Genomic DNA, 21,027 nt, shown 5'->3' with positions numbered 1-21,027 from the left:
CCCACAAGCTCGCCCCACGAGCCTTGGTCCCTTTGCGTAGGAGCGGGCTTGCCCGCGAAAGGGCTGCCCCCCGGAGAACACACATGACCGACACCCCGCTGTCCGCCGCCGAATTCGAGCAGGCACTGCGCGCCAAAGGCGCCTACTACCACATCCATCACCCTTATCACGTGGCGATGTATGAAGGCCGGGCGACCCGCGAGCAGATCCAGGGCTGGGTCGCCAACCGGTTCTATTACCAGGTGAACATCCCCATGAAGGACGCGGCGATCCTCGCCAACTGTCCGGACCGGGAGATTCGCCGCGAATGGATCCAGCGCCTGCTGGACCATGACGGCGCCCCGGGCGAGGACGGCGGCATCGAGGCCTGGCTGCGCCTGGGCCAGGCCGTGGGCCTGGACCCGGACCAGTTGCGCTCCCAGGAACTGGTGCTGCCCGGTGTGCGCTTTGCCGTGGACGCCTATGTCAATTTTGCTCGCCGGGCCAGTTGGCAGGAGGCGGCCAGCAGCTCGCTGACCGAACTGTTCGCGCCGCAAATCCACCAGTCGCGCCTGGACAGCTGGCCCCAGCATTACCCATGGATCGACCCCACTGGCTACGAGTACTTCCGCACCCGCCTGGGCCAGGCCCGCCGCGATGTCGAGCACGGCCTGGCGATCACCCTGCAGCACTACACCACCCGTGCCGGCCAGGAACGCATGCTGGAAATTCTCCAGTTCAAACTGGACATCCTTTGGAGCATGCTCGACGCCCTGAGCATGGCCTATGAACTGAACCGCCCGCCCTATCATAGCGTCACCGATCAGCGGGTCTGGCATAAGGGGATCACCCTATGAGTTTCGACCGCAGTAAAACCCCACGCTGGCGCCCCGGCTACCGCTTCCAGTATGAACCGGCGCAAAAGGGCCACGTCCTGCTGTACCCCGAGGGCATGATCAAGCTCAACGACAGTGCCGCCCTGATTGGCGGCCTGATCGATGGCGAACGTGACGTGGCGGCGATCATCAGCGAGCTGGAAATCCAGTTCCCGGGGGTGGCCGAGCTCGGTGAAGATATCGAGCAGTTCATGGAGGTCGCCCGTGCTCAGCACTGGATCGAACTCGCCTGAACCGGCGGTTCTGCCCGGCAAACCGGAAGTTGGCCTGCCGCTGTGGCTGCTGGCCGAGCTGACCTACCGCTGCCCGCTGCAGTGCCCCTACTGCTCCAACCCCCTGGACTTCGCCGAGCAGGGCAAGGAGCTGAGCACCGAGCAGTGGATTAAGGTATTTCGCGAAGCGCGGGAAATGGGTGCAGCGCAGCTGGGTTTCTCCGGCGGCGAGCCGCTGGTGCGCCAGGACCTGGCCGAACTGATCGGCGAGGCGCGCAAGCTGGGCTTCTATACCAACCTGATCACCTCCGGCATCGGCCTCACCGAGCAGAAGATCAGCGACTTCAAGAAAGCCGGCCTGGACCATATCCAGATCAGCTTCCAGGCCAGCGACGAACAGGTGAACAACCTGCTGGCCGGTTCGAAAAAAGCCTTCGCGCAGAAGCTGGAAATGGCCCGTGCGGTCAAGGCCCACGGCTATCCGATGGTGCTGAACTTCGTCACCCACCGGCACAACATCGACAAGATCGACCGCATCATCGAGCTGTGCATCGCCCTGGAAGCCGATTTCGTCGAGCTCGCCACCTGCCAGTTCTACGGCTGGGCCCAGCTCAACCGCGTGGGCCTGCTGCCGACCAAGGAACAACTGGTGCGCGCCGAGCGCATCACCAACGAATACCGCGCCAGGCTGGAAGCCCAAGGGCATCCCTGCAAGCTGATCTTCGTCACTCCGGACTACTACGAGGAGCGCCCCAAGGCCTGCATGAATGGCTGGGGCAGCATCTTCCTCACCGTGACTCCGGACGGCACCGCACTGCCTTGCCACGGCGCGCGGCAGATGCCGGTGCAGTTCCCCAATGTGCGCGACCACAGCATGCAGCACATCTGGTACGACTCATTCGGTTTCAACCGCTTTCGCGGGTACGACTGGATGCCCGAACCCTGCCGCTCCTGCGACGAGAAGGAAAAGGACTTCGGCGGCTGCCGCTGCCAGGCCTTCATGCTCACCGGAGATGCCAGCAATGCCGATCCGGTGTGCAGCAAATCGCCACACCATGGGATGATCCTCCAGGCCCGTGAAGAATCTGAAACGGCCACCCACACCATCGAGCAACTGGCTTTTCGCAATGAACGAAACTCCCGCCTCATCGCCAAGGGTTGAGCCCTTCAGCGCCAGCCAGGCCACTACGGCCGGGGTCGATTTTGCCGAACTGCAACTGACGACCCACGGCCTGTTCTGGAATGAATATCGTCCCGAGGACGGCCGCTGTCGGATCTGGCAGTGGCATCAGGGCCAGGCCCACTGCCTGACGCCAACCGGCTTCAGCGTGCGCAGCAGGGTCTATGAATACGGTGGTGGCGCCTTCTGCCTCAGCGATGATGCCCTGCTGTTCGTCAACGAGGCGGACCAGCAGCTGTATCGCCAGCCCCTGGCCGGTGGAGCGCCCAGCGCCTTGACTCAAGGCACGTGCCGCTACGGTGACCTGCGATGCCACGCTGGCCAGGTGCTGGCCGTCGAGGAGTGCGCCGAGCAACACCAACTGGTGAACATTGACAGCATCACCGGTCAACGCCGGCTACTGGCTGCCGGGGCCGACTTCTATGCCGCTCCTACCCTCAGCCCCAATGGTCTGCGCCTGGCCTGGATCGAGTGGGACCGGCCCCATCAACCTTGGACCAGCACCCGCCTGATGCTTGCTGAGCGCCTGGGCAACGGGACCTGGGGGGATCCCCGCTGCGTGGCGGGCGATGGCGAGCCAGAGTCACTACAACAGCCGCGCTTCGACCAGCACGATCAGCTGTATTGCCTCAGCGATCGCGGCGGTTTCTGGCAACCCTGGACCGAGTCGAGCGATGGTTTGCGGCCGTTGCCCAGCACCGCCGCGGACCATGCCCCGGCGCCTTGGCAACTGGGAAGTTGCACCTGGCTGCCCCTGGGCGGCGATGCCTGGTTTGGCAGCTGGACCGAGCAGGGTTTTGGCCGCCTCGGGCTGCGTCAGGACGACGGTTTCCAGCAGGACTTTAGCGGCGACTACAGCCGCTTCCGCAGCCTGGCGCTGGACCAGCACTACCTGTACTGCATCGCGGCCTCGCCTGTCAGCCCCTCGGCCGTTATCGCCATAGACCGCAAGACCCGGCAGGTCCAAGTCCTGGCGGGAGGGATTGCCCCTCTGCCGGCGGAACGCATCAGCCGCCCGCAGACCCTGTGCTACCCCAGCGGCGACGGCCAGGCCCACGGCTTCTTCTACCCGGCCATGAACGGTGTCAACCGGCCGCCCCTGGTGGTGTTCATCCACGGCGGCCCGACTTCGGCCTGTTACCCGATACTCGACCCGCGTATCCAGTTCTGGACCCAGCGCGGCTTTGCCGTGGCCGACCTGAACTACCGCGGCAGCACCGGATATGGCCGGGCCTATCGCCAGGCCCTGCACCTGCGCTGGGGCGAGGTGGATGTGCAAGACGCCTGCGCCGTGGTGGCCCACCTGGATGAGCAGGGGCTGATCGATCCGCAACAGGCATTCATACGCGGCGGCAGCTCGGGGGGCTACACCACCCTCTGCGCCCTGGCCTTCGCCAAGGTCTTCTGCGCCGGGGCCAGCCTCTACGGAGTCAGCGATCCGATCAGCCTGGCCCGCGCCACCCACAAGTTCGAAGGCGACTACCTGGACTGGCTGATCGGCGATCCTGAACGCGACAGCGAACGTTATCTGGCCCGTACTCCCCTGGCCCACGCCAGCAGCATCGGTGTGCCGGTGGTGTTTTTCCAGGGCGAGCAGGATGCGGTGGTGGTGCCCAAGCAGACTCGCGACATGCTCAAGGCACTACAGGACCAGGGCATCGCCGCCGAGGCCCACTACTATCCCGATGAGCGCCACGGCTTTCGCAAGGCCAGCAACCAGGCCCACGCCCTGGAGCAGGAGTGGCGGTTTTACCGCCGAGTGTTGCAGGCACAGCACTGATCAGCTACTGCCCGTTCCCCTGGAACGGGCAGACCATCAGCGTTTGGCGATGATGTACACCGCATGCACGATCCCCGGAATGTAGCCGCACAGGGTCAGCAGGATGTTCAGCCAGAAAGCGCCGCCAAACCCCACTTGCAGGAAGACCCCCAGGGGCGGCAAGAGAATGGCGAAGATGATGCGGATCAAGTCCATGGGCAGCTCCTGATAACAATCGGCTCGAATGAGCCTTACCTGCAATCGACCTTGGCTATACGCCAGGGTTCAGAGCGAATTCGAGGCCGCGCAGCCACTCGGGCGAGGATCTGGAGGCCATGTTCCTGCACCACGCTCAACAGCTTGAGGGCCATGGCGCCCGTACAACGAGCCGGTACTTGAAGGAGGTTGCAAGAACAAAGAGGGGGGGTTGAAAAAGCTGGAGATAAAAAAACGCCCCGTGCGAAAAATCGGACACGGGGCGATGCGTTATACCGCGAGACGGTTCAGGAAGTCAGTCAACGTAAGGTCGCATGTGGCCCGGAAAGGTAATCCAGCACCCGGAACAGCGTGGGTGCCAGACCACTGCAATGCGGGATTCCGGCGAGAATCGCCTGTTGATCCTCGACGCTATCGGGCTCGGCGCTGTGTTCAGCGCTCAGCCAACCGTTGGGGCGCGCCTGCAAAAGTGCCTCGATGCTGTGCAAGTCGCTCTGCAACAGGCATTGCAAGCCGATGGCCCGCTCCTGCCAGATAAAGCCCTGGTGATCGCAGGCCGCCGAGCGATAGAGCGGCAACGCGCCCTTGGGGAGATCGAAGCTTTCGCCGTGCCAATGAAAGGCCATCAGACGTTCCGGCAAGGCCAGCCCCAAAGGCGAGTCCTGGGCATTGGGGTACTTTTCCACAGGCCACCAGCCAATCTCCCGCGCTGCACTGGGGCGAACCTGCGCCCCCAGCGCCTGCGCCAGGAGCTGGCCACCCAGGCCGATGCCCAGCACGCGCTTGCCGGCGGACAGGGCCTTGCGCAACAGGCGTTTTTCCGCGGCCAGCCACGGAGTCTGGGCCTCGTCGTGCACACTCATGGGCCCACCCAGAGCGATCAGCAGGTCGAAACTGTCGAGCCGCGGCAAACGTGCCTGGGCGTACAGATGGCAGATGTGCACGGCGCTCGCCCGCTCCAGCAGCCACTGGTTGATCCGCCCCGGCCCGGAGGCAGGCGAATGTTGCAGGATCAGTACACGCATCAGACGGCCACTCCCTTGCGACAGTGCAATTGCGCCGTGCGCACCCGGGAAAAAGCCCGGGCCAGGCGCAGGAGCATCTCGTCGATATTGCCTTTGCTGACACTCAATGCCGGGGTAAAACGCAGGCAGTCCGGTTGCGGCGCGCTGAGCAGCAAGCCTTCATGCAAGGCGGCCTTGACCACCGCGTCGGCGGACTCATCCGCCAGGGTCATGCCCCAGAACAAACCCTGCCCCCGCACTTGGCCCTGTGCATACCGGCTCGCCAGGCGGGTCAGTTCCTGCCCCAGGTACTGGCCGTTATGGCGCGCCTGCTGGAGAAAGCCATGCTCCTGCAGGCTGTCCAGGACCGCCAGGCCGGCCGAGGTCATCAGCGCATTGCCATGGTGAGTGCCATCCAGCTCGCCCGCCTCGAAACAGCAGGCCTTGCCCCGTGCCAGCAGCGCCGCCAGTGGCACGCCACCGCCGAGCCCCTTGCCCAGAGCGATGATGTCGGCACGCACGCCATACAGCTGTTCGGCCAGCAGGGTGCCGCAGCGGCCGATGCCAGTCTGGACCTCATCGAGAATCAGCAGGATGCCCAGTTCACGGCACAGGCGCTCGACACCCTTGAGGTAATGCTCGGTCGCCGGAATGACACCAGCCTCACTCTGGATCGGCTCCAGCATGATCGCCACGGTTTGCGCATCCACCGCCGCGTGCAAAGCCGGCAGATCGTTGAACGGCACCTGGCTGAAACCCGGCAGCCCGGGGCCGAAACGATTGCCCGGAGCGCCGCTGCCAGCCGCCAACAACGCAGCAAAGCCACGACCATGGCAGCTCTGGCTGGCGGTGATGATGCCAGCCGCGCCGCCACGATGCAGTTGCCCCCATTTACGCGCCAGCTTGATTGCGGCCTCGCAAGCTTCAGTGCCGCTGCTCAGCAGGTAGGCCTGGTCGCTGCCGGTGCTGCGGCACAGGCGATCGGCCAGCTTGAGCATGCCCCGATTGTAGAACCCGGAACCCGGGTTGATCAGCGACTGCGCCTGCTCGGCAAGCGCGGCGACCAGGACCGACGGGCTGTGGCCAAGACTGTTGGCGGCCCCAGCCTGGGTGAAATCCAGGTAAGTACGGTCTTCACTGTCCCACAGCCAAGAGCCCTGGCCGCGCACGAAGACCGGTTGGGGACGCTGCACACTGGGCATCAGGCACTCGTTGGAAAAGGCCGGGGCCGAAGCGTTTGCATAGGGCTCGGCGGCCAGATCTTCCAGGCTCGGCACAGTGCGGCGCAGGTTGAACAGATTCATGCCCGCAGGCCCTCCAGCGGCAGCCCCAGCAGGCGCGCGGACCAGTCTTCAACCCGGCCAGTACGCATGCGCTTGATAGCAATATCACGCCAGCGCGAGGAAAGCGCCGGGCAATCAATGAGGGTTTTCAAGCCAGCATGCTCCAGAGGTTCCTGGAAAAAACAGCGCAGGGCCCAGGCCACGGTGAGGCCGGGGTAACTGCGCTGAATCAGTTCAAAGGGTTCATCCGCTTGTACGAAACCTGGCTTGAGGACCCGGTAAAACCAGCCGCAACGACCATTGTCCTGGGCCTGTTGCGGCAGATTGGCCAGGCCCCAGCGATGGCTCAGGCGATAGCAGGGCGAACGCGGCTGGCTGACCTGCAATAGCGCACCGCCCCAGCGAAACAGATCGCCCAGGCACACCTGTTCTTCGGTGAGGCCATGGGTGGACAGGTTTTCACCGAAGGCCGGCGCGCACCAGGCGAACTGTGGGTAACGTTTGCGCCAGTGGTCATAGTGTTCAGCGGGGTAATGATGCAAGGCGCGCTCGGGACCGGTGTGAAAGCGCGGATCGCCGTGCTCATCGCTGCCCAGGCCTTGTGGCCACAACCAGAGTCGGTTGGCAACCGGGTACTTGTCGGTGTCGCTGACCAGACCCTGGCCGAGATTTTTTGCCTTGCCTATGTAAACACCATCGACGCAAACGGTATTCATCGCCCTTCGTGGCCCTGTAAGCCTTGTGAATAGGCGCTAGACTAGGCCCCTCAGGGGCTTCGGGCCATTTCGTTTTTTAAGCTTTTTCGATAAGAAATACTTATGGATTTTAAGCAGCTGCGTTATTTCGTCGCGGTGTATGAAGAAGGTCATGTGGGACGTGCCGCCGAACGGCTGTCGATCTCGCAACCGGCGCTTTCCCAGCAGATCCGCCAGCTGGAACAGAACCTCGACGTCAGCCTGTTCGAGCGCAGCAGTAAACGCCTGTTGCCGACACTGGCGGCGCATACGCTGTACAACCACGCCCTGCCCCTGCTCGACGGCTTGCAACAGGCCCGTGAAGCCTTGCGCAACTTCAAGGGCCAGGCGCTGCGCACCTTGGCGATCGGCGTACTGCAAACCGTGCATACCAGCCTGGTGCCGCAGATGCTTGAGCGTGTACGCAAGGCCCAGCCCCATCTTGTGGTGCAGATCTATGAATTGACCGGCCTGGAGATCGAAAGACGCCTGCTCAATGGCTCGCTGGATATCGGCATCAGCTACTTGCCGCCACGCCAGCCAGGTCTGCATGGGGTACCGCTGTACGAAGATGAACTGACCCTGGTCATTCCGGAGCAGCATCCGCTGCGCGAGTTCAAGAAGGTCTCCATGAGCCAGGCAGCAGAGTTGCCGATGCTGTTGTTGGGAGAGGAGTTCCAGATCCGCCAGATCTGGCAGGCTCAACTGGCCAATCTGGGGCGGCGCCCGCAGGTGCAGGCGGAGCTGAACAACATGGCCGGGATTCTCGACAGCCTGCCCCATACACGGCTGGCCACCGTGCTTCCCGGGCGCTCCCAACAGCAGCACGGCAACAAGGAACTGTTGTGGAAACCGCTGAGCGAGCCCAGGGTGCCGCTAAAGGTGGGGTTGGTCTGCCGGGATCTGCAGCGTCAGCAAGGGACGCTGGAGCTGCTGCGCAGTTTGTTGGAAGACTCGATGAATGCGCAGGAACCGCGCCTGGGGGGAACTTCCGCCGTGGAGGTGCCGGGATAAGCCTGCCAAAATAAAAACCCGGACAAAAGAAAACCCCGCCGAAGCGGGGCTTTGCAGACTGTTTCCCTGACATCCTTTTCACTCCACCATCCTGGCGGAATCCTACGTGTCCGTGTTGTTGCTTTGCGCTTCCTGCGCGACGTCCATGTGAAGTAGATTAGCTTCAGCCGTCATCTACCGATATGGACGATCAGCAGCACGTTATGTAAGAGATGACTTACAAACGCCCTTGCTGGTTAAAACTGCTCAGCCTGCAACAGGAACAGCGATTCGCTACCGGCCTTGACCGAGGCGCTAAGCGAGTGGATACGCGGCAGCAGGCGGGCGAAGTAGAACCGCGCCGTCCCCAGTTTGCTGGCATAGAAGTCGTCTTCCTGCTCCTTGCCCAACGCAGCCTTGGCCATCAGTGCCCACATGTAGGCGTAGGCGGTGTAGCCAAATACCTGCAGGTATTCCACCGACGCTGCCCCGATTTCGTTGGGGTTGCTGGCGGACCGGTCCAATACCCAGGCGGTCAGCTCATCCAGATTGTCCAGCGCCGCGTTCAGCGGGCGGGTGAACTCCCCCCATTGCTCATCCGCCGTAGCGGTGAAATGGCGGATCTCGTCGGCAAACAGCTTATAGAACGCACCGCCGCTCCCGACGATCTTGCGTCCCACCAGATCCAGAGCCTGGATACCGTTGGTGCCCTCGTAGATTTGGGTAATCCGTACATCGCGTACCAGTTGTTCCTGGCCCCACTCACGGATATAGCCGTGGCCGCCGAAGATCTGCTGGCCATGAACCGTGGTTTCCAGACCCAGGTCGGTCAGGAAAGCCTTGGCCACCGGGGTCAGCAAAGCCACCAGGCTTTCCGCGCGCTTGCGGGTATCCGGATCTTCGCTGAACTTGGCGGTATCCAATTGCATCGCCACATAGGTGGAAAATGCCCGGCCGCCTTCGTTTGCAGCCTTCATGGTCAGCAGCATGCGCCGCACATCCGGGTGCACAATGATCGGGTCGGCTACCTTGTCCTTGGCTTGCGGGCCGGTAGGCGAGCGGCTCTGCAGGCGATCACGAGCATATTCAATAGCGTTCTGGTAGGAACGCTCGCCAGTGGCCAGCCCCTGGATACCTACCCCCAAACGCTCGTAGTTCATCATGGTGAACATGGCCGCCAGGCCCTTGTTCGGTTCACCCACCAGGTAACCGATGGCCTGATCGAAGTTCATCACGCACGTGGCCGAAGCCTGGATGCCCATCTTGTGCTCGATCGAACCACAGGTCACCGGGTTGCGCTCGCCCAGGCTGCCATCGGCATTGACCATGAACTTGGGCACCAGGAACAGGGAAATACCCTTGGGACCAGCCGGCGCATCCGGCAGCTTGGCCAGCACCAGGTGAATGATGTTTTCCGTCAGGTCGTGCTCACCACCGGTAATGAAGATCTTGGTTCCGCTGATGGCATAGGAGCCGTCGGCCCGAGGCTCGGCCTTAGTGCGGATAATCCCCAGATCGGTACCGGCATGGGGCTCGGTCAGGCACATGGAGCCTGCCCAGACACCGGCATACATGTTCGGCAGGTAGGTGGCTTTCAGCTCTTCGCTGGCATGGGCGTTGATCGACAGGCAGGCCCCGGCAGTCAGCATCGGGTACAGGCCAAAGGCCAGGCTCGCGGAGTTGACCATTTCCTCGACCTGGGCCGATACCGCCTTGGGCATGCCCATGCCGCCGAACTCGGGATCGCCACCCACACCGACCCAACCACCTTCGGCGTAGGTCTGATAGGCCTGTGGGAAACCTTCAGGGGTGGTCACCTCGGTGTTGTCCCAGTGGCAACCTTCCTCGTCGGCACCGCGACTCAGCGGAGCAATGCTTCTGGCGGTGACTTTGCCCGCTTCCTCCAGAATCGCCTCGACCGTCTCGACATCCACAGTCTCAGCCAGAGCCGGCAACTGGGCCCAGAGTTTGGCGACCTCGAAAACTTCATTGAGGACGAAGCGCATATCGCGCAAGGGCGCTTTGTAGTCAGCCATGGCAAACCTCGCAAGAACTAAAAAAGCGGGCCGAAACGGACCCATTTAGAAAACCAGAGTGTACCCGAACAACTTTTGCGACACATAGGGTCAACTAGTGACCTTTATGTAATTTTTAGTCACAGATATTCCCAAGCACGAAAAAACCCGCAGCAGCGGGCTTTGTTCGTGCCGCCCTAGCAGTTACAAGGCGAACAACTGCGCGGGAAGCTTCATCAGGCAATCACTGCCGGCCTCGATGGCCGCCCGATGAGCCCCCGTACGGGGCAGCAGGCGCTTGAAATAGAACTCGCAGGTGATCAGCTTGGCGGTGGCGAAGTCCTGGTCGCCCTGCCCGGCGTCCAGTTGCTGCTGTGCGACCAGAGCCATGCGCAACCAGAAATAGGCCAGGACGATGTAGCCGCTGTACATCAGGTAATCCAAGGCCGCGGCCCCCACTTCGTCGGGGTTGTTCATGGCTGCCATGCCGACCTTGGTGGTCAACTCGCCCCACTGACGGTTCAAGGCATCGAGTTGCGCGACATAAGCCTGGAGCTGCGGATGTTCGGTATGCGCGCTGCAGAACTTGTGCACAATCCGGGTAAAGCCCAGCAGCAGCTTGCCCTGGCTGCCCAGCACCTTGCGGCCCAGCAGGTCCAGGGCCTGGATGCCATTGGTACCTTCATAGATCGGAGCAATGCGGCAATCACGTACCAACTGCTCCATGCCCCATTCGCGAATAAACCCATGACCGCCGAACACCTGCATGCCGTGGTTGGTCACTTCCAGCCCGGTCTCGGTCATGAAGGCCTTGCAGATCGGGGTGAGGAACGCCAGGAGGTTCTCGGCGTCCTGGCGCTGGGCTTCATCGCGGCTGAGATGCGCCACATCCAGCAACTGGGCGGTGAAGTAGGCCAGGGCCCGGTTGCCTTCGTTGAACGCCTTCATGGTCAGCAGCATGCGCCGCACATCAGGGTGGACGATGATCGGGTCCGCCGCCTTGTCCGGAGACTTGGGGCCGGTCAGCGACCGCATCTGCAAACGATCGTTGGCGTATCTGATCGCCCCCTGGAAGCTGGTTTCACCCAGACACAGGCCCTGCATTCCGGTCCCCAGGCGGGCGTGGTTCATCATGGTGAACATGCAGTTCAGGCCTTTGTTGGCCTGACCAATCAGAAAGCCCCTGGCACCGTCGAAGTTCAGTACACAGGTCGCGGACGCCTTGATCCCCATCTTGTGCTCGATGGAGCCGCAGCTCACGCCATTGCGCTCGCCGGCCTCACCTGCCGCATCCGGCAGGAACTTGGGCACGATGAACAGCGAAATACCCTTGGTTCCGGCCGGCGCGTCCGGCAGCTTGGCCAACACCAGGTGAACGATGTTCTCGCTCATGTCGTGCTCGCCGGCGGAGATGAAGATCTTGCTCCCCGTCACCGCATAGCTGCCGTCTGCCTGGGGCACCGCGCGAGTCTTGATGATGCCAAGATCAGTGCCGCAATGGGCTTCGGTCAGGCACATGGTGCCGGTCCATTGCCCGGCGGTGAGCTTGCCCAGGTACAACTGCTTCTGTTCCGCGCTGCCGTGGGCATGAATAGCCGACATGGCACCGTGGGTCAGGCCCGGGTACATGCCCCAGGAGGTGTTGCTGGAGCCCACCATCTCGCTGATCACCAGCCCCAGCGAGTGGGGCAGTCCCTGGCCGCCATAGGCCGGATCGGCGGCCAACCCGTGCCAGCCGCCTTCAACGTACTGGGCGAAGGCCTGCTTGAAGCCCTTGGGCGTGGTGACCACGCCGTTATCAAAGTGGCAACCTTCCTCGTCACCGGAACGGTTCAACGGGGCCAGGACGTTTTCGCAGAATTTCGCGCCTTCCTCGAGGATGGCACTGACCATGTCCGGGCTGGCGTCAGTGGCCCCCAACGCCGCGTAACTGGCATGAAAGTCGAAGACGTGATCGATCAGAAAGCGCATGTCGCGCAAGGGGGCTTGATACTCGGGCATGGTGGTTTCTCCGGCAGCAGATCAGACCAACCTACTGCCGCCGCCCTCAGCCTGCCAATGACTGTGCAGGCGCTGAATGCGCCATCATCACTCAACCCGCAGCTGTATCCATGCGCACCGCGCCGCGGCGGTTCTGCCCGAATGCAATGACACAGTTACGCCCCGCCCCCTTGGCGCTGTAGAGCGCCTGGTCTGCAGCCTTGAGCACTTCCTCCGGAGTCCGGTGCTCTGCCAGCCGCTCGGCGACGCCGATACTGATGGTCACCGAGACACTGGACGCGGCAGCGACACCGCGACGCTGGCGACCCTGCTGGTCGTCCTGAGGGCGGTTGTCCTGATTACGCAGTTGAATGTTGTAGGTGGCGATGATCTCGCGAATCATCTCCAGATGCGGCATGCATTCGTCCATGGTCTTGCCGGCGAACACCACGGCAAACTCCTCGCCTCCGTAACGGTAGGCCCGGCCGCCCCCGGTAACTTTCGAGAGCTTGCTGGCCACCAGGCGCAACACCTGGTCGCCCACATCGTGCCCGTGGGTGTCATTGAATTTCTTGAAGTGATCGACGTCGGTCATCGCCAGCACATAGTTGCGCCCCAGGCGCTGCATGCGCTCGTTAAGCGCGCGGCGTCCCGGCAGGCCGGTCAGCTCGTCGCGGAACGCCATCTGGTAGGCCTCGTGGGCGACAGCAGCAGCGATCATCAGCATCACCTGGCTGCACATGATGTTCAGGGTGAACGGCAGGATGAAGGTCTTGGGCAGCATCCAGAACAACCCCAGGAGCCCCACCAGTTGCGCCGCGTGCAGCGGACGCGGGCTGCGCCAGTACTGGATCGCCAGCAGCAGGAAGGCTGCGAAGAACACTGGATACGACAACTGGATCAAACTCATCCAACTGCCATGCAGGGCCGGCCAGCGGATCTCCGCCAACCAGTTCAGCAGAGCCTGCGGGTAACTCTGCTCGAGCCCCAGAGCCACACTGCCGAAGGCCAGCAGCACGGCAAAACGCGCCACCATGTCCTGGAACAGGTGCGTGCGCTCCTGCCAGGCAGCGAACAGGCCGAACAACAGGGGCAGCAACAGGCAGCAGAGATGGAACACCACCGCCGCGTCTTCCCGGACCCTGCCGTTGTCCCGGTAGTAGTCGGTCTGGGTGTCCAGCAGGAAATAGGCGATGTACACGGTGACCATCAAGAACAGCTCGCGCTGGCGCCGATACACCGCGCAATACGCCCCGCCCAGCAACAGCACCAAGGTTGGCAGCACGTTGAACAGCGAGGTGAAGAAGACGTTGAGGTCCTTGACGTAGGCGGCCGCCAGCCCCGCAAGCAGAAGCAGTAAAGACGGTACAAAGTGACTGAAACGTACAGCGAAAGAACGCGGCAAGGGTAAAACTCCGACCCGGCTGATCAATGAATGGCATTGTGCCTTCATTTGTTGAAGTTAAGCACACGCGGTGTGATGGACATCACATTGCCATCTCTTTAACGGCAGGAAATCGCTTCTGCTTAGCGATTTAGTCGGGAATTTTCATGAAGATTCTGCGGGCATAAAAAAACCGCTCGCCCCAAGGGGCGAACGGCTTTTCGAACCACTGCGGTCGGGCTTAGTAAGCCAGGCCGAAGTCTTCTTCCTTCATGTCCATCAGGTTGTTGGCACCCGAAAGCATGGTTGCAACGTGAGTGCGGGTACGCGGCAGGATGCGCTGGAAGTAGAAACGCGCAGTCTGCAGCTTGGCGGTGTAGAACGCCTCTTCGGTGGTGCCGGCTGCCAGCTTTTCAGCCGCCAGGCGTGCCATGTCGGCCCAGAAGTAGGCCAGGCAGGCATAACCGGAGTACATCAGGTAGTCCACGGAGGCCGCGCCGACTTCTTCGCGATCTTTCATGGCAGCCATACCGACCTTCATGGTCAGCTCGCCCCATTCTTTGTTCAGTGCAGCCAGGGGTGCGACGAATTCCTTGACGGCTTCGTTGCCTTCGTTGTTCTGGCAGAACTTGTGGACGATCTTGGTAAAGCCTTTCAGAGCCTCGCCCTGAGTCATCAGCACTTTACGGCCCAGCAGGTCGAGTGCCTGGATACCGGTGGTGCCTTCGTACAGCATCGAGATACGGCTGTCGCGAACGTTCTGCTCCATGCCCCACTCGGCGATGAAGCCGTGGCCGCCATAGATCTGCACACCGTGGTTGGCGGATTCAAAACCAACTTCAGTCATGAACGCCTTGGCGATCGGAGTCATGAACGCCAGCAGTGCGTCGGCTTTCTTCTTCTCTTCTTCATCCACACCGTACTTGACGATATCGACCTGCTTGGCAGTGAAGTAGACCATTGCCCGGTTGCCTTCGGCGAAGGCCTTCATGGTCAGCAGCATGCGGCGCACGTCAGGGTGCACGATGATCGGGTCGGCAGCCTTGTCCGGCGCTTTCGGGCCAGTCAGGGAGCGCATTTGCAGGCGATCGCGAGCGTACTTCAGGCCGCCCTGGAAGCCGATTTCGGCATGGGCCAGGCCTTGCAGAGCGGTACCCAGGCGCGCGGTGTTCATGAAGGTGAACATGCAGTTCAGGCCTTTGTTCGCCGGGCCGATGAGGAAACCGGTGGCCGCGTCGAAGTTCATCACGCAGGTGGCGTTACCGTGGATCCCCATCTTGTGTTCCAGGGAACCACAGCTCACGGCGTTGCGCTGACCTACACTGCCATCAGCGTTAGGCAGGAACTTGGGCACGATGAACAGCGAAATACCCTTGGTACCGGCCGGTGCGTCCGGCAGGCGGGCCAGAACGATGTGGACGATGTTGTCGGCCATATCGTGTTCACCGGCAGAGATGAAGATCTTGGTGCCAGTGACTTTGTAGGAACCATCGGCCTGAGGTTCGGCCTTGGTGCGCAGCATGCCCAGGTCGGTGCCGCAGTGCGGCTCGGTCAGGCACATGGTGCCGGTCCATTCGCCGGACACCAGCTTGGTCAGGTAGGCCTCTTGCTGCTCGGCAGTACCGTGCTCGGAAATGGTGTTCATCGCGCCATGGGACAGGCCAGGGTACATGCCCCACGACCAGTTGGCTTCGCCAACCATTTCGCTGACCGCCAGGCCCAGGGATTCAGGCAGGCCCTGACCACCGTGCTCAACGTCGTGAGCCAGGCTTGGCCAGCCGCCTTCGACGAATTGCTTGTAGGCTTCCTTGAAGCCGGTAGGGGTCTTAACGCCGGATTCACTCCAGGTGCAACCTTCCAGGTCGCCCACACGGTTCAGCGGAGCCAGCACCTGCTCACAAAACTTGGCACCTTCCTCGAGAATGGCGTCAACCATGTCCGGAGTGGCGTCCTGGCAAGCCGGGAGGCTCTGATAATGCGCCTCATAGCCGAGCAGCTCGTCACGAACGAAGCGAATATCACGCAAGGGGGCCTTGTAGTCAGGCATAGCGATAAACCTCTGCTGATGTAACCGGGAATGAACAACCGCGTTGAGTTTTTATAGCGGTCAAACAGTTGTTTGAAACATACGTTTACGCCCAAATCTTGTCAAGCGTCGCGCCAATGCCTTTCGTCATCGAAACAAAATGCATACGCAGGCGAACACCCACGGCACTGCCATGAAGTGTAGGAGCCGACGCACCGGCAATCAGTCAGGGAAAGGAATCAGCGAGAGCCGCTATCAACGGAAAAGGCATGAAAAAGCCCGGTCTCTTTGGGAGGCCGGGCTTTTGCAGAGGGTAATCAGGCGTAGGTATCGATCAGGGTGCCGAGGACTTCATCCGAGGCCTTGGCGACATTGACGCCCAGCTCTGCCTGGATCTTGCCCATGGACATCTCCACCATGCTGCTGGCCAGATCCGATTCCTGGCTGCGATCCACAGCGCGCAGGCGGTCAACCTGAACATCCGACGACTGGCTGCCGGCAGAGCGTTCAACTGCAGTGCTGGCAATCTGGCCGGCGGCTTGATCGACGCGATTCTGCCCGGTCTGGATAGCGTTCAGCCCGGCGTAGAAAGCGGTGTTCCCGGAGATTTGCATGGGAGAACTCGACCTTGAGAATGAGTGACAGGTGTCATTGAAGCAGACCCGTCAAGAAAACACCCGTCAAAAACACTAATGGCAATATGCCTTGCAATAGGCAAAATCTAGTCCAGCAGATCCAGTTGCAAATGCTCGGCCACCGCCTCGGCGCTGGCCGGCTTGAGTTTCGGCACCCTGCCCAGGCACGGGGCCGGCAAGCGCTCGGCCAGGGTTGCGAGGTTTTCCTCCAGACGAGAGGTCTTTGGATCGATGATATTGGCCACCCACCCCGCCAGTTGCAGGCCGTCCTGAGCGATGGCTTCGGCCGTCAGCAACGCATGATTGATGCAACCCAGACGCACGCCCACCACCAGGATCACCGGCAGCCCCAGCGCCATGGCCAGATCCGACAGATTGTCCTGGTCTGCCAGGGGTACCCGCCAACCACCCGCGCCTTCGATCAGCGTGAAGTCCGCGCCCTTGGCCAGCAGATGGCGCATGGGCGTCAACAGCGACTGCACGGTCAGCGCCACCCCGGCCTCTCGCGCTGCCAGATGAGGGGCGATGGCCGGTTCGAAGGCAACCGGATTCACTTCTGCATAGGCCAACGGCAACGAAGACTGCGCCTGCAATGCCAGGGCATCGGCGTTGCGCAAGCCCTTGGCCGTCAGCTCGCAACCCGAAGCCACCGGCTTGCCCGCAGCAGTACTCAGGCCGGCCAGACGCGCCGCATGCAGCAAGCCGGCCGCAATGGTGGTTTTCCCCACATCGGTATCGGTACCCGTAATGAAGTAGGCAGGGCTCATAGCGGTTTCTCCAGCACGGCATAGACCACTTGATAAGTCGCCGGCAGGCCCTTGGCCTGTCGGAAACCCTCGTAGGCATCGATCAACCCGGCGATCCGCGCCCGTCCGGTCAAGCCGCCCGGGCGTCCGGGATTGAGGTTGTGCGCGCCCAGGGCTTTCAACTCATGGGTCAGGCTGCGCACATCCGGGTAATACAGGACATGGGGCGCCTTTTCCAGACTGCGCACTTGCAAGCCACTGGCTTCACACAGCTGTCGATAACGTTCGAACTCACGGAAGCGATTGACGTGAACCTGGCCATCGACCTGCGCCCAACTATCGCGCAGTTCCTGCAAAGTACCCACGCACAGGCTGGCAAAAGCCAGCACGCCGCCCGGCTTGAGCACCCGCATCGCTTCACTGAGCACGGCAGAGAAATCGTCGCACCATTGCACCGCCAGGCTAGAGAAGATCAATTGGCAACTGTCGCCTTGCAACGGCAGGCGTTCAGCGTCCCCGGCGATGAAATGGTCCGCGCCACCCAAAGGCCGGGCGTGATTGAGCATGCCCTCGGCAATATCCAGGGCCAGCCCCTGGGCAGCACTGAAACGCTGCCCCAGCACCCGGCTGAAATGCCCGGTGCCGCAGCCCAGGTCCAGCCAGCACCGTGGCTCAAGGCCCGGGGGCAGACGGCTGAGCAATTGTTGCCCGACCGCACGCTGCAGCTCCGCAACACTGTCGTAGCTGGCCGCCGCGCGGGAGAACGAAGCCGCGACCTGGCGCTTGTCAGGCAGGCGACCGGGAAAGGCAGTCAGAGAAAGATCAGTCATCACCGGACTCATGCAAGAAAGCCTGGATCGCTCCCGCCACTCCATGGGGGTCCTCCAGGAGAAATCCGTGGCTGGCGTGTTCAATCAGGCCAACTTCAATATCCGGCAGCAAGGCCAGCAATTCACCGGCCGCCTCGGCAGGCACCAGAGCATCGAGCCCGGCAAACAAGTGCAACTGCGGCCCGCGAAAGCCTTGCAAGGCTTCGCGGGTATCCAACTGCGCCAGCAACTCCAGCCCGGCCATCAGCACCGCCGGCGCCGTGGTCGGCGCGCCGCTCAGGAGCAACCGCGACAGGCCTCGCGTGTCCGCGGCGCCCTGGGCGCAGAGCAAGGCAAAACGCTTGAGGGTGGTTCGCGGATCGGCCGCGCAGCCGGCCAGGAAGCCGTCGAAGGTTTCCCCGGCCATGGCACTGGCCCATTGTTCATGGGCGACAAAACTGGGATTGCTGGCCAGGGTCAGCAGGCCGCAGCAGCGCTCCCCACGGCGCGCCGCCAGTTCCGAAGCCAGCATGCCGCCGAGGGACCAGCCACCCAGCCAGGCATTGTCCGGCACGGCGTCATCGAGTTCGTCCAGCCAGTCCTGCGGGTCGCTGGAGGTCAACTCCGGCAAGGGCTCGATCTCCACCCGCAAGTGTTCATCCAGCCCCTGCAAGGCCGCCGCCAGAGGTTCCAGCGGCGACACGCCCAAGCCCCAGCCCGGCAACAGAATCAGTCGATCACGCATGGCTCGGCTCCGCTTGCAGTTCTCTGAAACAGTCTGCCAACGCGCTTAACAATAGCTGCACCTGAGCTTCGCTGTGGGCCGCGGACAAGGTCACCCGCAGCCGCGCGCTGCCGGCCGGCACGGTAGGCGGGCGAATGGCGCTGACCATGATTCCCCGTTCACGCAGCATCTGCGACAGGCGCACGGCCCGAGCACTGTCGCCCACCAGGATCGGCTGGATCGGGGTGAAACTGTCCATCAGCTGCAGGCCGATCTGCTCGGCGCCCTGGCGGAATTGACGGATCAAGGCCGCCAGGTGCTCGCGCCGCCAATGCTCGCTGCGCAGCAGTTCCAGGCTTTTCAGGGTGGCGCAGGCCAGGGCTGGCGGCTGGCTGGTGGTGTAGATATAAGGCCGGGCAAACTGGATCAGGCTCTCGATCAGATCCTCGCTGCCGGCGACAAAGGCTCCGGCGGTGCCGAAAGCCTTGCCCAGGGTGCCCATCAGTACCGGCACCTCATCCAGCCCCAGGCCGAAATGCTCCACCAGCCCGCCGCCATTGGCCCCCAGCGGCCCGAAACCATGGGCATCGTCCACCATCAGCCAGGCGCCACGGGCCTTGGTTGCCCGAGCCAGGGCCGGCAGATCGGCGACATCGCCGTCCATGCTGAACACCCCATCGGTGACCACCAGGGTATTGCCGGTGGCCTTTTCCAGACGCTTGGCCAGGCTGTGCGCATCGTTGTGCAGATAGCGGTTGAAGCGCGCACCGGAAAGCAGCCCCGCATCAAGCAGCGACGCGTGGTTGAGACGATCCTCCAGCACCGTATCGCCCTGCCCCACCAGCGCCGTCACCGCCCCCAGGTTGGCCATGTAGCCGGTGGTAAACAACAGCGCCCGAGGGCGGCCAGTGAGTTCGGCCAGCGCCTCTTCCAAGGCGTGATGGGGCGTGCTGTGGCCGATCACCAGATGGGAAGCACCACCGCCCACGCCCCAGCGGCTGGCACCGGAGCGCCAGGCTTCGATCACTTGCGGATGGTTGGCCAGGCCCAGGTAGTCGTTGTTACAAAAGGCCAGCAATGGCTGACCGTCGACCACCACTTGCGGCCCCTGGGGGCTCTGCAGCAGCGGGCGCTGGCGATAGAGGTGTTCGGCACGGCGAGCAGCAAGGCGCGCGGCGAGATCAAAAGACATGCAGGCCTCGATATTGGCTTACGGACAGTTCATCGCCAGGAGCTGGCTTGCCGGCGAAGCAGGCGACGCGAAATCCATGAGGCTCGCGAGATTCGCCGGCAAACCGGCTCCTACGGCAGAAGGTCAGACGGCGGCGTTGTAGAACTGCTCGCTGCTTTTCTGCTCCACCAGGGCCTGTTCGATGGCGGCCTGGTGCACCTCGTCGGCGTGTTCTTCGCGGGCTTCGGGCTGGATGCCCAGGCGCGCGAACAGCTGCATGTCCTTGTCGGCCTGCGGGTTGGCGGTGGTCAGCAACTTGTCGCCATAGAAAATCGAGTTGGCGCCGGCGAAGAACGCCAGGGCCTGCATCTGCTCGTTCATCGCCTCACGGCCCGCCGATAGCCGCACATGGGATTGCGGCATGAGAATCCGCGCCACCGCGAGCATGCGGATAAAGTCGAAGGGGTCTACCTCTTCGGCATTTTCCAGCGGCGTACCCGCCACCTTCACCAGCATGTTGATCGGCACCGACTCCGGATGCTCCGGCAGGTTGGCCAGCTGGATCAGCAGGCCGGCGCGGTCATCCAGGGATTCGCCCATGCCGAGAATGCCGCCGGAGCAGATCTTCATGCCCGCGTCACGCACATAGGCCAGGGTCTGCAGGCGCTCGCTGTAGGTGCGGGTGGTGATGATGTTGCCGTAGAACTCCGGCGAGGTATCGAGGTTGTGGTTGTAGTAGTCCAGGCCGGCCTTGGCCAGCGCCTCGGTCTGGTCCTGATCGAGACGGCCCAGGGTCATGCAGGTTTCCAGGCCCATGGCCTTCACGCCCTTGACCATCTCCAGCACATAGGGCATGTCCTTGGCAGAAGGGTGCTTCCAGGCCGCGCCCATGCAGAAACGGGTAGAACCGATGGCCTTGGCCCGGGCGGCCTCTTCCAGGACCTTCTGCACCTCAAGGAGCTTTTCCTTTTCCAGGCCGGTGTTGTAGTGACCGGACTGCGGACAATATTTGCAATCTTCCGGGCAGGCGCCGGTCTTGATCGACAGCAGCGTGGAAACCTGGACCCGATTGGCGTCGAAATGCGCGCGGTGCACCGTCTGCGCCTGGAACAACAAGTCATTGAAGGGCTGGACGAACAGGGCTTTGACTTCAGCCAAAGTCCAATCATGACGCAGGGTGGCGGTGGTGCTGGCGCTCATGGGCGATTCCTTGATTATGCTTGGCAAGCGGCGCAGGACAGGAAAGCCCACAGCCGCGACACGGATGTTCGGCATATTTAA

At 62.4% G+C, this 21,027-nt stretch carries 19 protein-coding genes; 5 read left to right on the top strand and 14 right to left on the bottom strand.

Features of this window, described 5'->3' with window-relative positions; translation table 11 throughout:
• Nucleotides 1-83 precede the first annotated feature (83 nt).
• Genes pqqC through AC1RMG_RS24335 form a run of 4 tightly spaced genes read left to right on the top strand, consistent with a single transcriptional unit; the run spans nucleotide 84 to nucleotide 4,047 of the window.
• Entirely contained in the window at nucleotides 84-836 is a 753-nt protein-coding gene (gene pqqC, locus AC1RMG_RS24350; protein WP_493170425.1) for a pyrroloquinoline-quinone synthase PqqC, read from the top strand.
• On the top strand, nucleotides 833-1,108 hold the full coding sequence (gene pqqD, locus AC1RMG_RS24345; protein WP_011063851.1) for a pyrroloquinoline quinone biosynthesis peptide chaperone PqqD: 276 nt from the start codon (nucleotides 833-835) through the stop codon (nucleotides 1,106-1,108). Before pqqC ends, pqqD begins: the two co-directional genes overlap by 4 nt.
• Entirely contained in the window at nucleotides 1,080-2,249 is a 1,170-nt protein-coding gene (gene pqqE, locus AC1RMG_RS24340) for a pyrroloquinoline quinone biosynthesis protein PqqE (RefSeq protein ID WP_019094523.1), read from the top strand. Before pqqD ends, pqqE begins: the two co-directional genes overlap by 29 nt.
• A complete protein-coding gene (locus tag AC1RMG_RS24335) occupies nucleotides 2,215-4,047 on the top strand; it encodes a S9 family peptidase (RefSeq protein WP_493170423.1) in 1,833 nt (610 codons plus the stop codon). Before pqqE ends, AC1RMG_RS24335 begins: the two co-directional genes overlap by 35 nt.
• A gap of 36 nt (nucleotides 4,048-4,083) precedes the next feature.
• On the opposite strand, the gene AC1RMG_RS24330 is transcribed toward AC1RMG_RS24335, so the two are convergent.
• The 4 genes from AC1RMG_RS24330 to AC1RMG_RS24315 form a co-directional block, all read right to left on the bottom strand.
• Nucleotides 4,084-4,242 (bottom strand): YqaE/Pmp3 family membrane protein, encoded by a 159-nt coding sequence (locus tag AC1RMG_RS24330; RefSeq protein ID WP_011063854.1) that lies wholly within the window; start codon nucleotides 4,240-4,242, stop codon nucleotides 4,084-4,086.
• A gap of 299 nt (nucleotides 4,243-4,541) precedes the next feature.
• Nucleotides 4,542-5,267 (bottom strand): type 1 glutamine amidotransferase, encoded by a 726-nt coding sequence (locus AC1RMG_RS24325; RefSeq protein ID WP_011063855.1) that lies wholly within the window; start codon nucleotides 5,265-5,267, stop codon nucleotides 4,542-4,544.
• Complete coding sequence (locus AC1RMG_RS24320) at nucleotides 5,267-6,550, bottom strand: aspartate aminotransferase family protein (RefSeq protein ID WP_493170421.1); 1,284 nt, start codon at nucleotides 6,548-6,550, stop codon at nucleotides 5,267-5,269. Before AC1RMG_RS24320 ends, AC1RMG_RS24325 begins: the two co-directional genes overlap by 1 nt.
• A complete protein-coding gene (locus AC1RMG_RS24315) occupies nucleotides 6,547-7,245 on the bottom strand; it encodes an MOSC domain-containing protein (RefSeq protein ID WP_072443653.1) in 699 nt (232 codons plus the stop codon). Before AC1RMG_RS24315 ends, AC1RMG_RS24320 begins: the two co-directional genes overlap by 4 nt.
• Before the next feature lie 102 nt (nucleotides 7,246-7,347).
• Here AC1RMG_RS24315 and AC1RMG_RS24310 point away from each other — a divergent pair, with 102 nt between their 5' ends.
• Nucleotides 7,348-8,277, top strand: coding sequence for a LysR family transcriptional regulator (locus AC1RMG_RS24310; RefSeq protein ID WP_011063858.1), 930 nt, complete (start codon nucleotides 7,348-7,350; stop codon nucleotides 8,275-8,277).
• A gap of 236 nt (nucleotides 8,278-8,513) precedes the next feature.
• Here the strand turns inward: AC1RMG_RS24310 and AC1RMG_RS24305 are convergent, their stop codons facing one another.
• The 10 genes from AC1RMG_RS24305 to bioB form a co-directional block, all read right to left on the bottom strand.
• Complete coding sequence (locus tag AC1RMG_RS24305) at nucleotides 8,514-10,292, bottom strand: acyl-CoA dehydrogenase C-terminal domain-containing protein (RefSeq protein ID WP_015637268.1); 1,779 nt, start codon at nucleotides 10,290-10,292, stop codon at nucleotides 8,514-8,516.
• 183 nt (nucleotides 10,293-10,475) lie between these two features.
• Complete coding sequence (locus tag AC1RMG_RS24300) at nucleotides 10,476-12,272, bottom strand: acyl-CoA dehydrogenase C-terminal domain-containing protein (protein WP_125063491.1); 1,797 nt, start codon at nucleotides 12,270-12,272, stop codon at nucleotides 10,476-10,478.
• A 91-nt stretch (nucleotides 12,273-12,363) separates the two neighbouring features.
• On the bottom strand, nucleotides 12,364-13,656 hold the full coding sequence (locus AC1RMG_RS24295) for a GGDEF domain-containing protein (protein ID WP_011063861.1): 1,293 nt from the start codon (nucleotides 13,654-13,656) through the stop codon (nucleotides 12,364-12,366).
• Between the two features lie 220 nt (nucleotides 13,657-13,876).
• On the bottom strand, nucleotides 13,877-15,682 hold the full coding sequence (locus tag AC1RMG_RS24290) for a phenylacyl-CoA dehydrogenase (protein WP_015637270.1): 1,806 nt from the start codon (nucleotides 15,680-15,682) through the stop codon (nucleotides 13,877-13,879).
• Between the two features lie 296 nt (nucleotides 15,683-15,978).
• Nucleotides 15,979-16,275, bottom strand: a complete 297-nt coding sequence (locus tag AC1RMG_RS24285) for a hypothetical protein (protein WP_011063863.1) — start codon at nucleotides 16,273-16,275, stop codon at nucleotides 15,979-15,981.
• A gap of 107 nt (nucleotides 16,276-16,382) precedes the next feature.
• Nucleotides 16,383-17,063, bottom strand: a complete 681-nt coding sequence (gene bioD, locus AC1RMG_RS24280) for a dethiobiotin synthase (protein ID WP_011063864.1) — start codon at nucleotides 17,061-17,063, stop codon at nucleotides 16,383-16,385.
• Nucleotides 17,060-17,872: a malonyl-ACP O-methyltransferase BioC gene (gene bioC, locus AC1RMG_RS24275; protein ID WP_053154238.1), complete on the bottom strand. Its 813-nt coding sequence runs from the start codon at nucleotides 17,870-17,872 to the stop codon at nucleotides 17,060-17,062. Before bioC ends, bioD begins: the two co-directional genes overlap by 4 nt.
• Nucleotides 17,865-18,596 carry an alpha/beta fold hydrolase gene (locus AC1RMG_RS24270; protein ID WP_041120124.1) on the bottom strand — a complete coding sequence of 244 codons (732 nt, stop codon included), beginning with the start codon at nucleotides 18,594-18,596 and terminating at the stop codon, nucleotides 17,865-17,867. The genes bioC and AC1RMG_RS24270 overlap by 8 nt, the downstream gene beginning before the upstream one ends.
• A complete protein-coding gene (gene bioF, locus AC1RMG_RS24265) occupies nucleotides 18,589-19,767 on the bottom strand; it encodes an 8-amino-7-oxononanoate synthase (protein WP_493170418.1) in 1,179 nt (392 codons plus the stop codon). Before bioF ends, AC1RMG_RS24270 begins: the two co-directional genes overlap by 8 nt.
• Before the next feature lie 123 nt (nucleotides 19,768-19,890).
• The gene (gene bioB / locus AC1RMG_RS24260) at nucleotides 19,891-20,946 is read right to left on the bottom strand and encodes a biotin synthase BioB (RefSeq protein ID WP_011063868.1); all 1,056 of its coding nucleotides are present in this window, start codon (nucleotides 20,944-20,946) and stop codon (nucleotides 19,891-19,893) included.
• Nucleotides 20,947-21,027 lie beyond the last annotated feature (81 nt).

The sequence above is a fragment of the Pseudomonas sp. GW822-FHT04H02 genome (genome assembly GCF_058800645.1).
The sequence above is the reverse complement of the archived record's forward strand: the minus strand, read 5'-3'. Positions and strand labels throughout refer to the sequence as shown.

Excerpts from the sequence above, each read along its gene's own strand:
- bioC (WP_053154238.1), bottom strand. The coding sequence starts at position 17,872 with ATGACTGATCTTTCTCTGACTGCCTTTCCCGGTCGCCTGCCTGACAAG.
- bioD (WP_011063864.1), bottom strand. The coding sequence starts at position 17,063 with ATGAGCCCTGCCTACTTCATTACGGGTACCGATACCGATGTGGGGAAA.
- AC1RMG_RS24310 (WP_011063858.1), top strand. The coding sequence starts at position 7,348 with ATGGATTTTAAGCAGCTGCGTTATTTCGTCGCGGTGTATGAAGAAGGT.
- AC1RMG_RS24325 (WP_011063855.1), bottom strand. The coding sequence starts at position 5,267 with ATGCGTGTACTGATCCTGCAACATTCGCCTGCCTCCGGGCCGGGGCGG.
- pqqC (WP_493170425.1), top strand. The coding sequence starts at position 84 with ATGACCGACACCCCGCTGTCCGCCGCCGAATTCGAGCAGGCACTGCGC.
- pqqD (WP_011063851.1), top strand. The coding sequence starts at position 833 with ATGAGTTTCGACCGCAGTAAAACCCCACGCTGGCGCCCCGGCTACCGC.
- AC1RMG_RS24335 (WP_493170423.1), top strand. The coding sequence starts at position 2,215 with ATGAACGAAACTCCCGCCTCATCGCCAAGGGTTGAGCCCTTCAGCGCC.
- AC1RMG_RS24315 (WP_072443653.1), bottom strand. The coding sequence starts at position 7,245 with ATGAATACCGTTTGCGTCGATGGTGTTTACATAGGCAAGGCAAAAAAT.
- AC1RMG_RS24290 (WP_015637270.1), bottom strand. The coding sequence starts at position 15,682 with ATGCCTGACTACAAGGCCCCCTTGCGTGATATTCGCTTCGTTCGTGAC.
- AC1RMG_RS24270 (WP_041120124.1), bottom strand. The coding sequence starts at position 18,596 with ATGCGTGATCGACTGATTCTGTTGCCGGGCTGGGGCTTGGGCGTGTCG.
- AC1RMG_RS24330 (WP_011063854.1), bottom strand. The coding sequence starts at position 4,242 with ATGGACTTGATCCGCATCATCTTCGCCATTCTCTTGCCGCCCCTGGGG.
- AC1RMG_RS24305 (WP_015637268.1), bottom strand. The coding sequence starts at position 10,292 with ATGGCTGACTACAAAGCGCCCTTGCGCGATATGCGCTTCGTCCTCAAT.
- AC1RMG_RS24320 (WP_493170421.1), bottom strand. The coding sequence starts at position 6,550 with ATGAATCTGTTCAACCTGCGCCGCACTGTGCCGAGCCTGGAAGATCTG.
- bioF (WP_493170418.1), bottom strand. The coding sequence starts at position 19,767 with ATGTCTTTTGATCTCGCCGCGCGCCTTGCTGCTCGCCGTGCCGAACAC.
- bioB (WP_011063868.1), bottom strand. The coding sequence starts at position 20,946 with ATGAGCGCCAGCACCACCGCCACCCTGCGTCATGATTGGACTTTGGCT.
- AC1RMG_RS24285 (WP_011063863.1), bottom strand. The coding sequence starts at position 16,275 with ATGCAAATCTCCGGGAACACCGCTTTCTACGCCGGGCTGAACGCTATC.
- AC1RMG_RS24300 (WP_125063491.1), bottom strand. The coding sequence starts at position 12,272 with ATGCCCGAGTATCAAGCCCCCTTGCGCGACATGCGCTTTCTGATCGAT.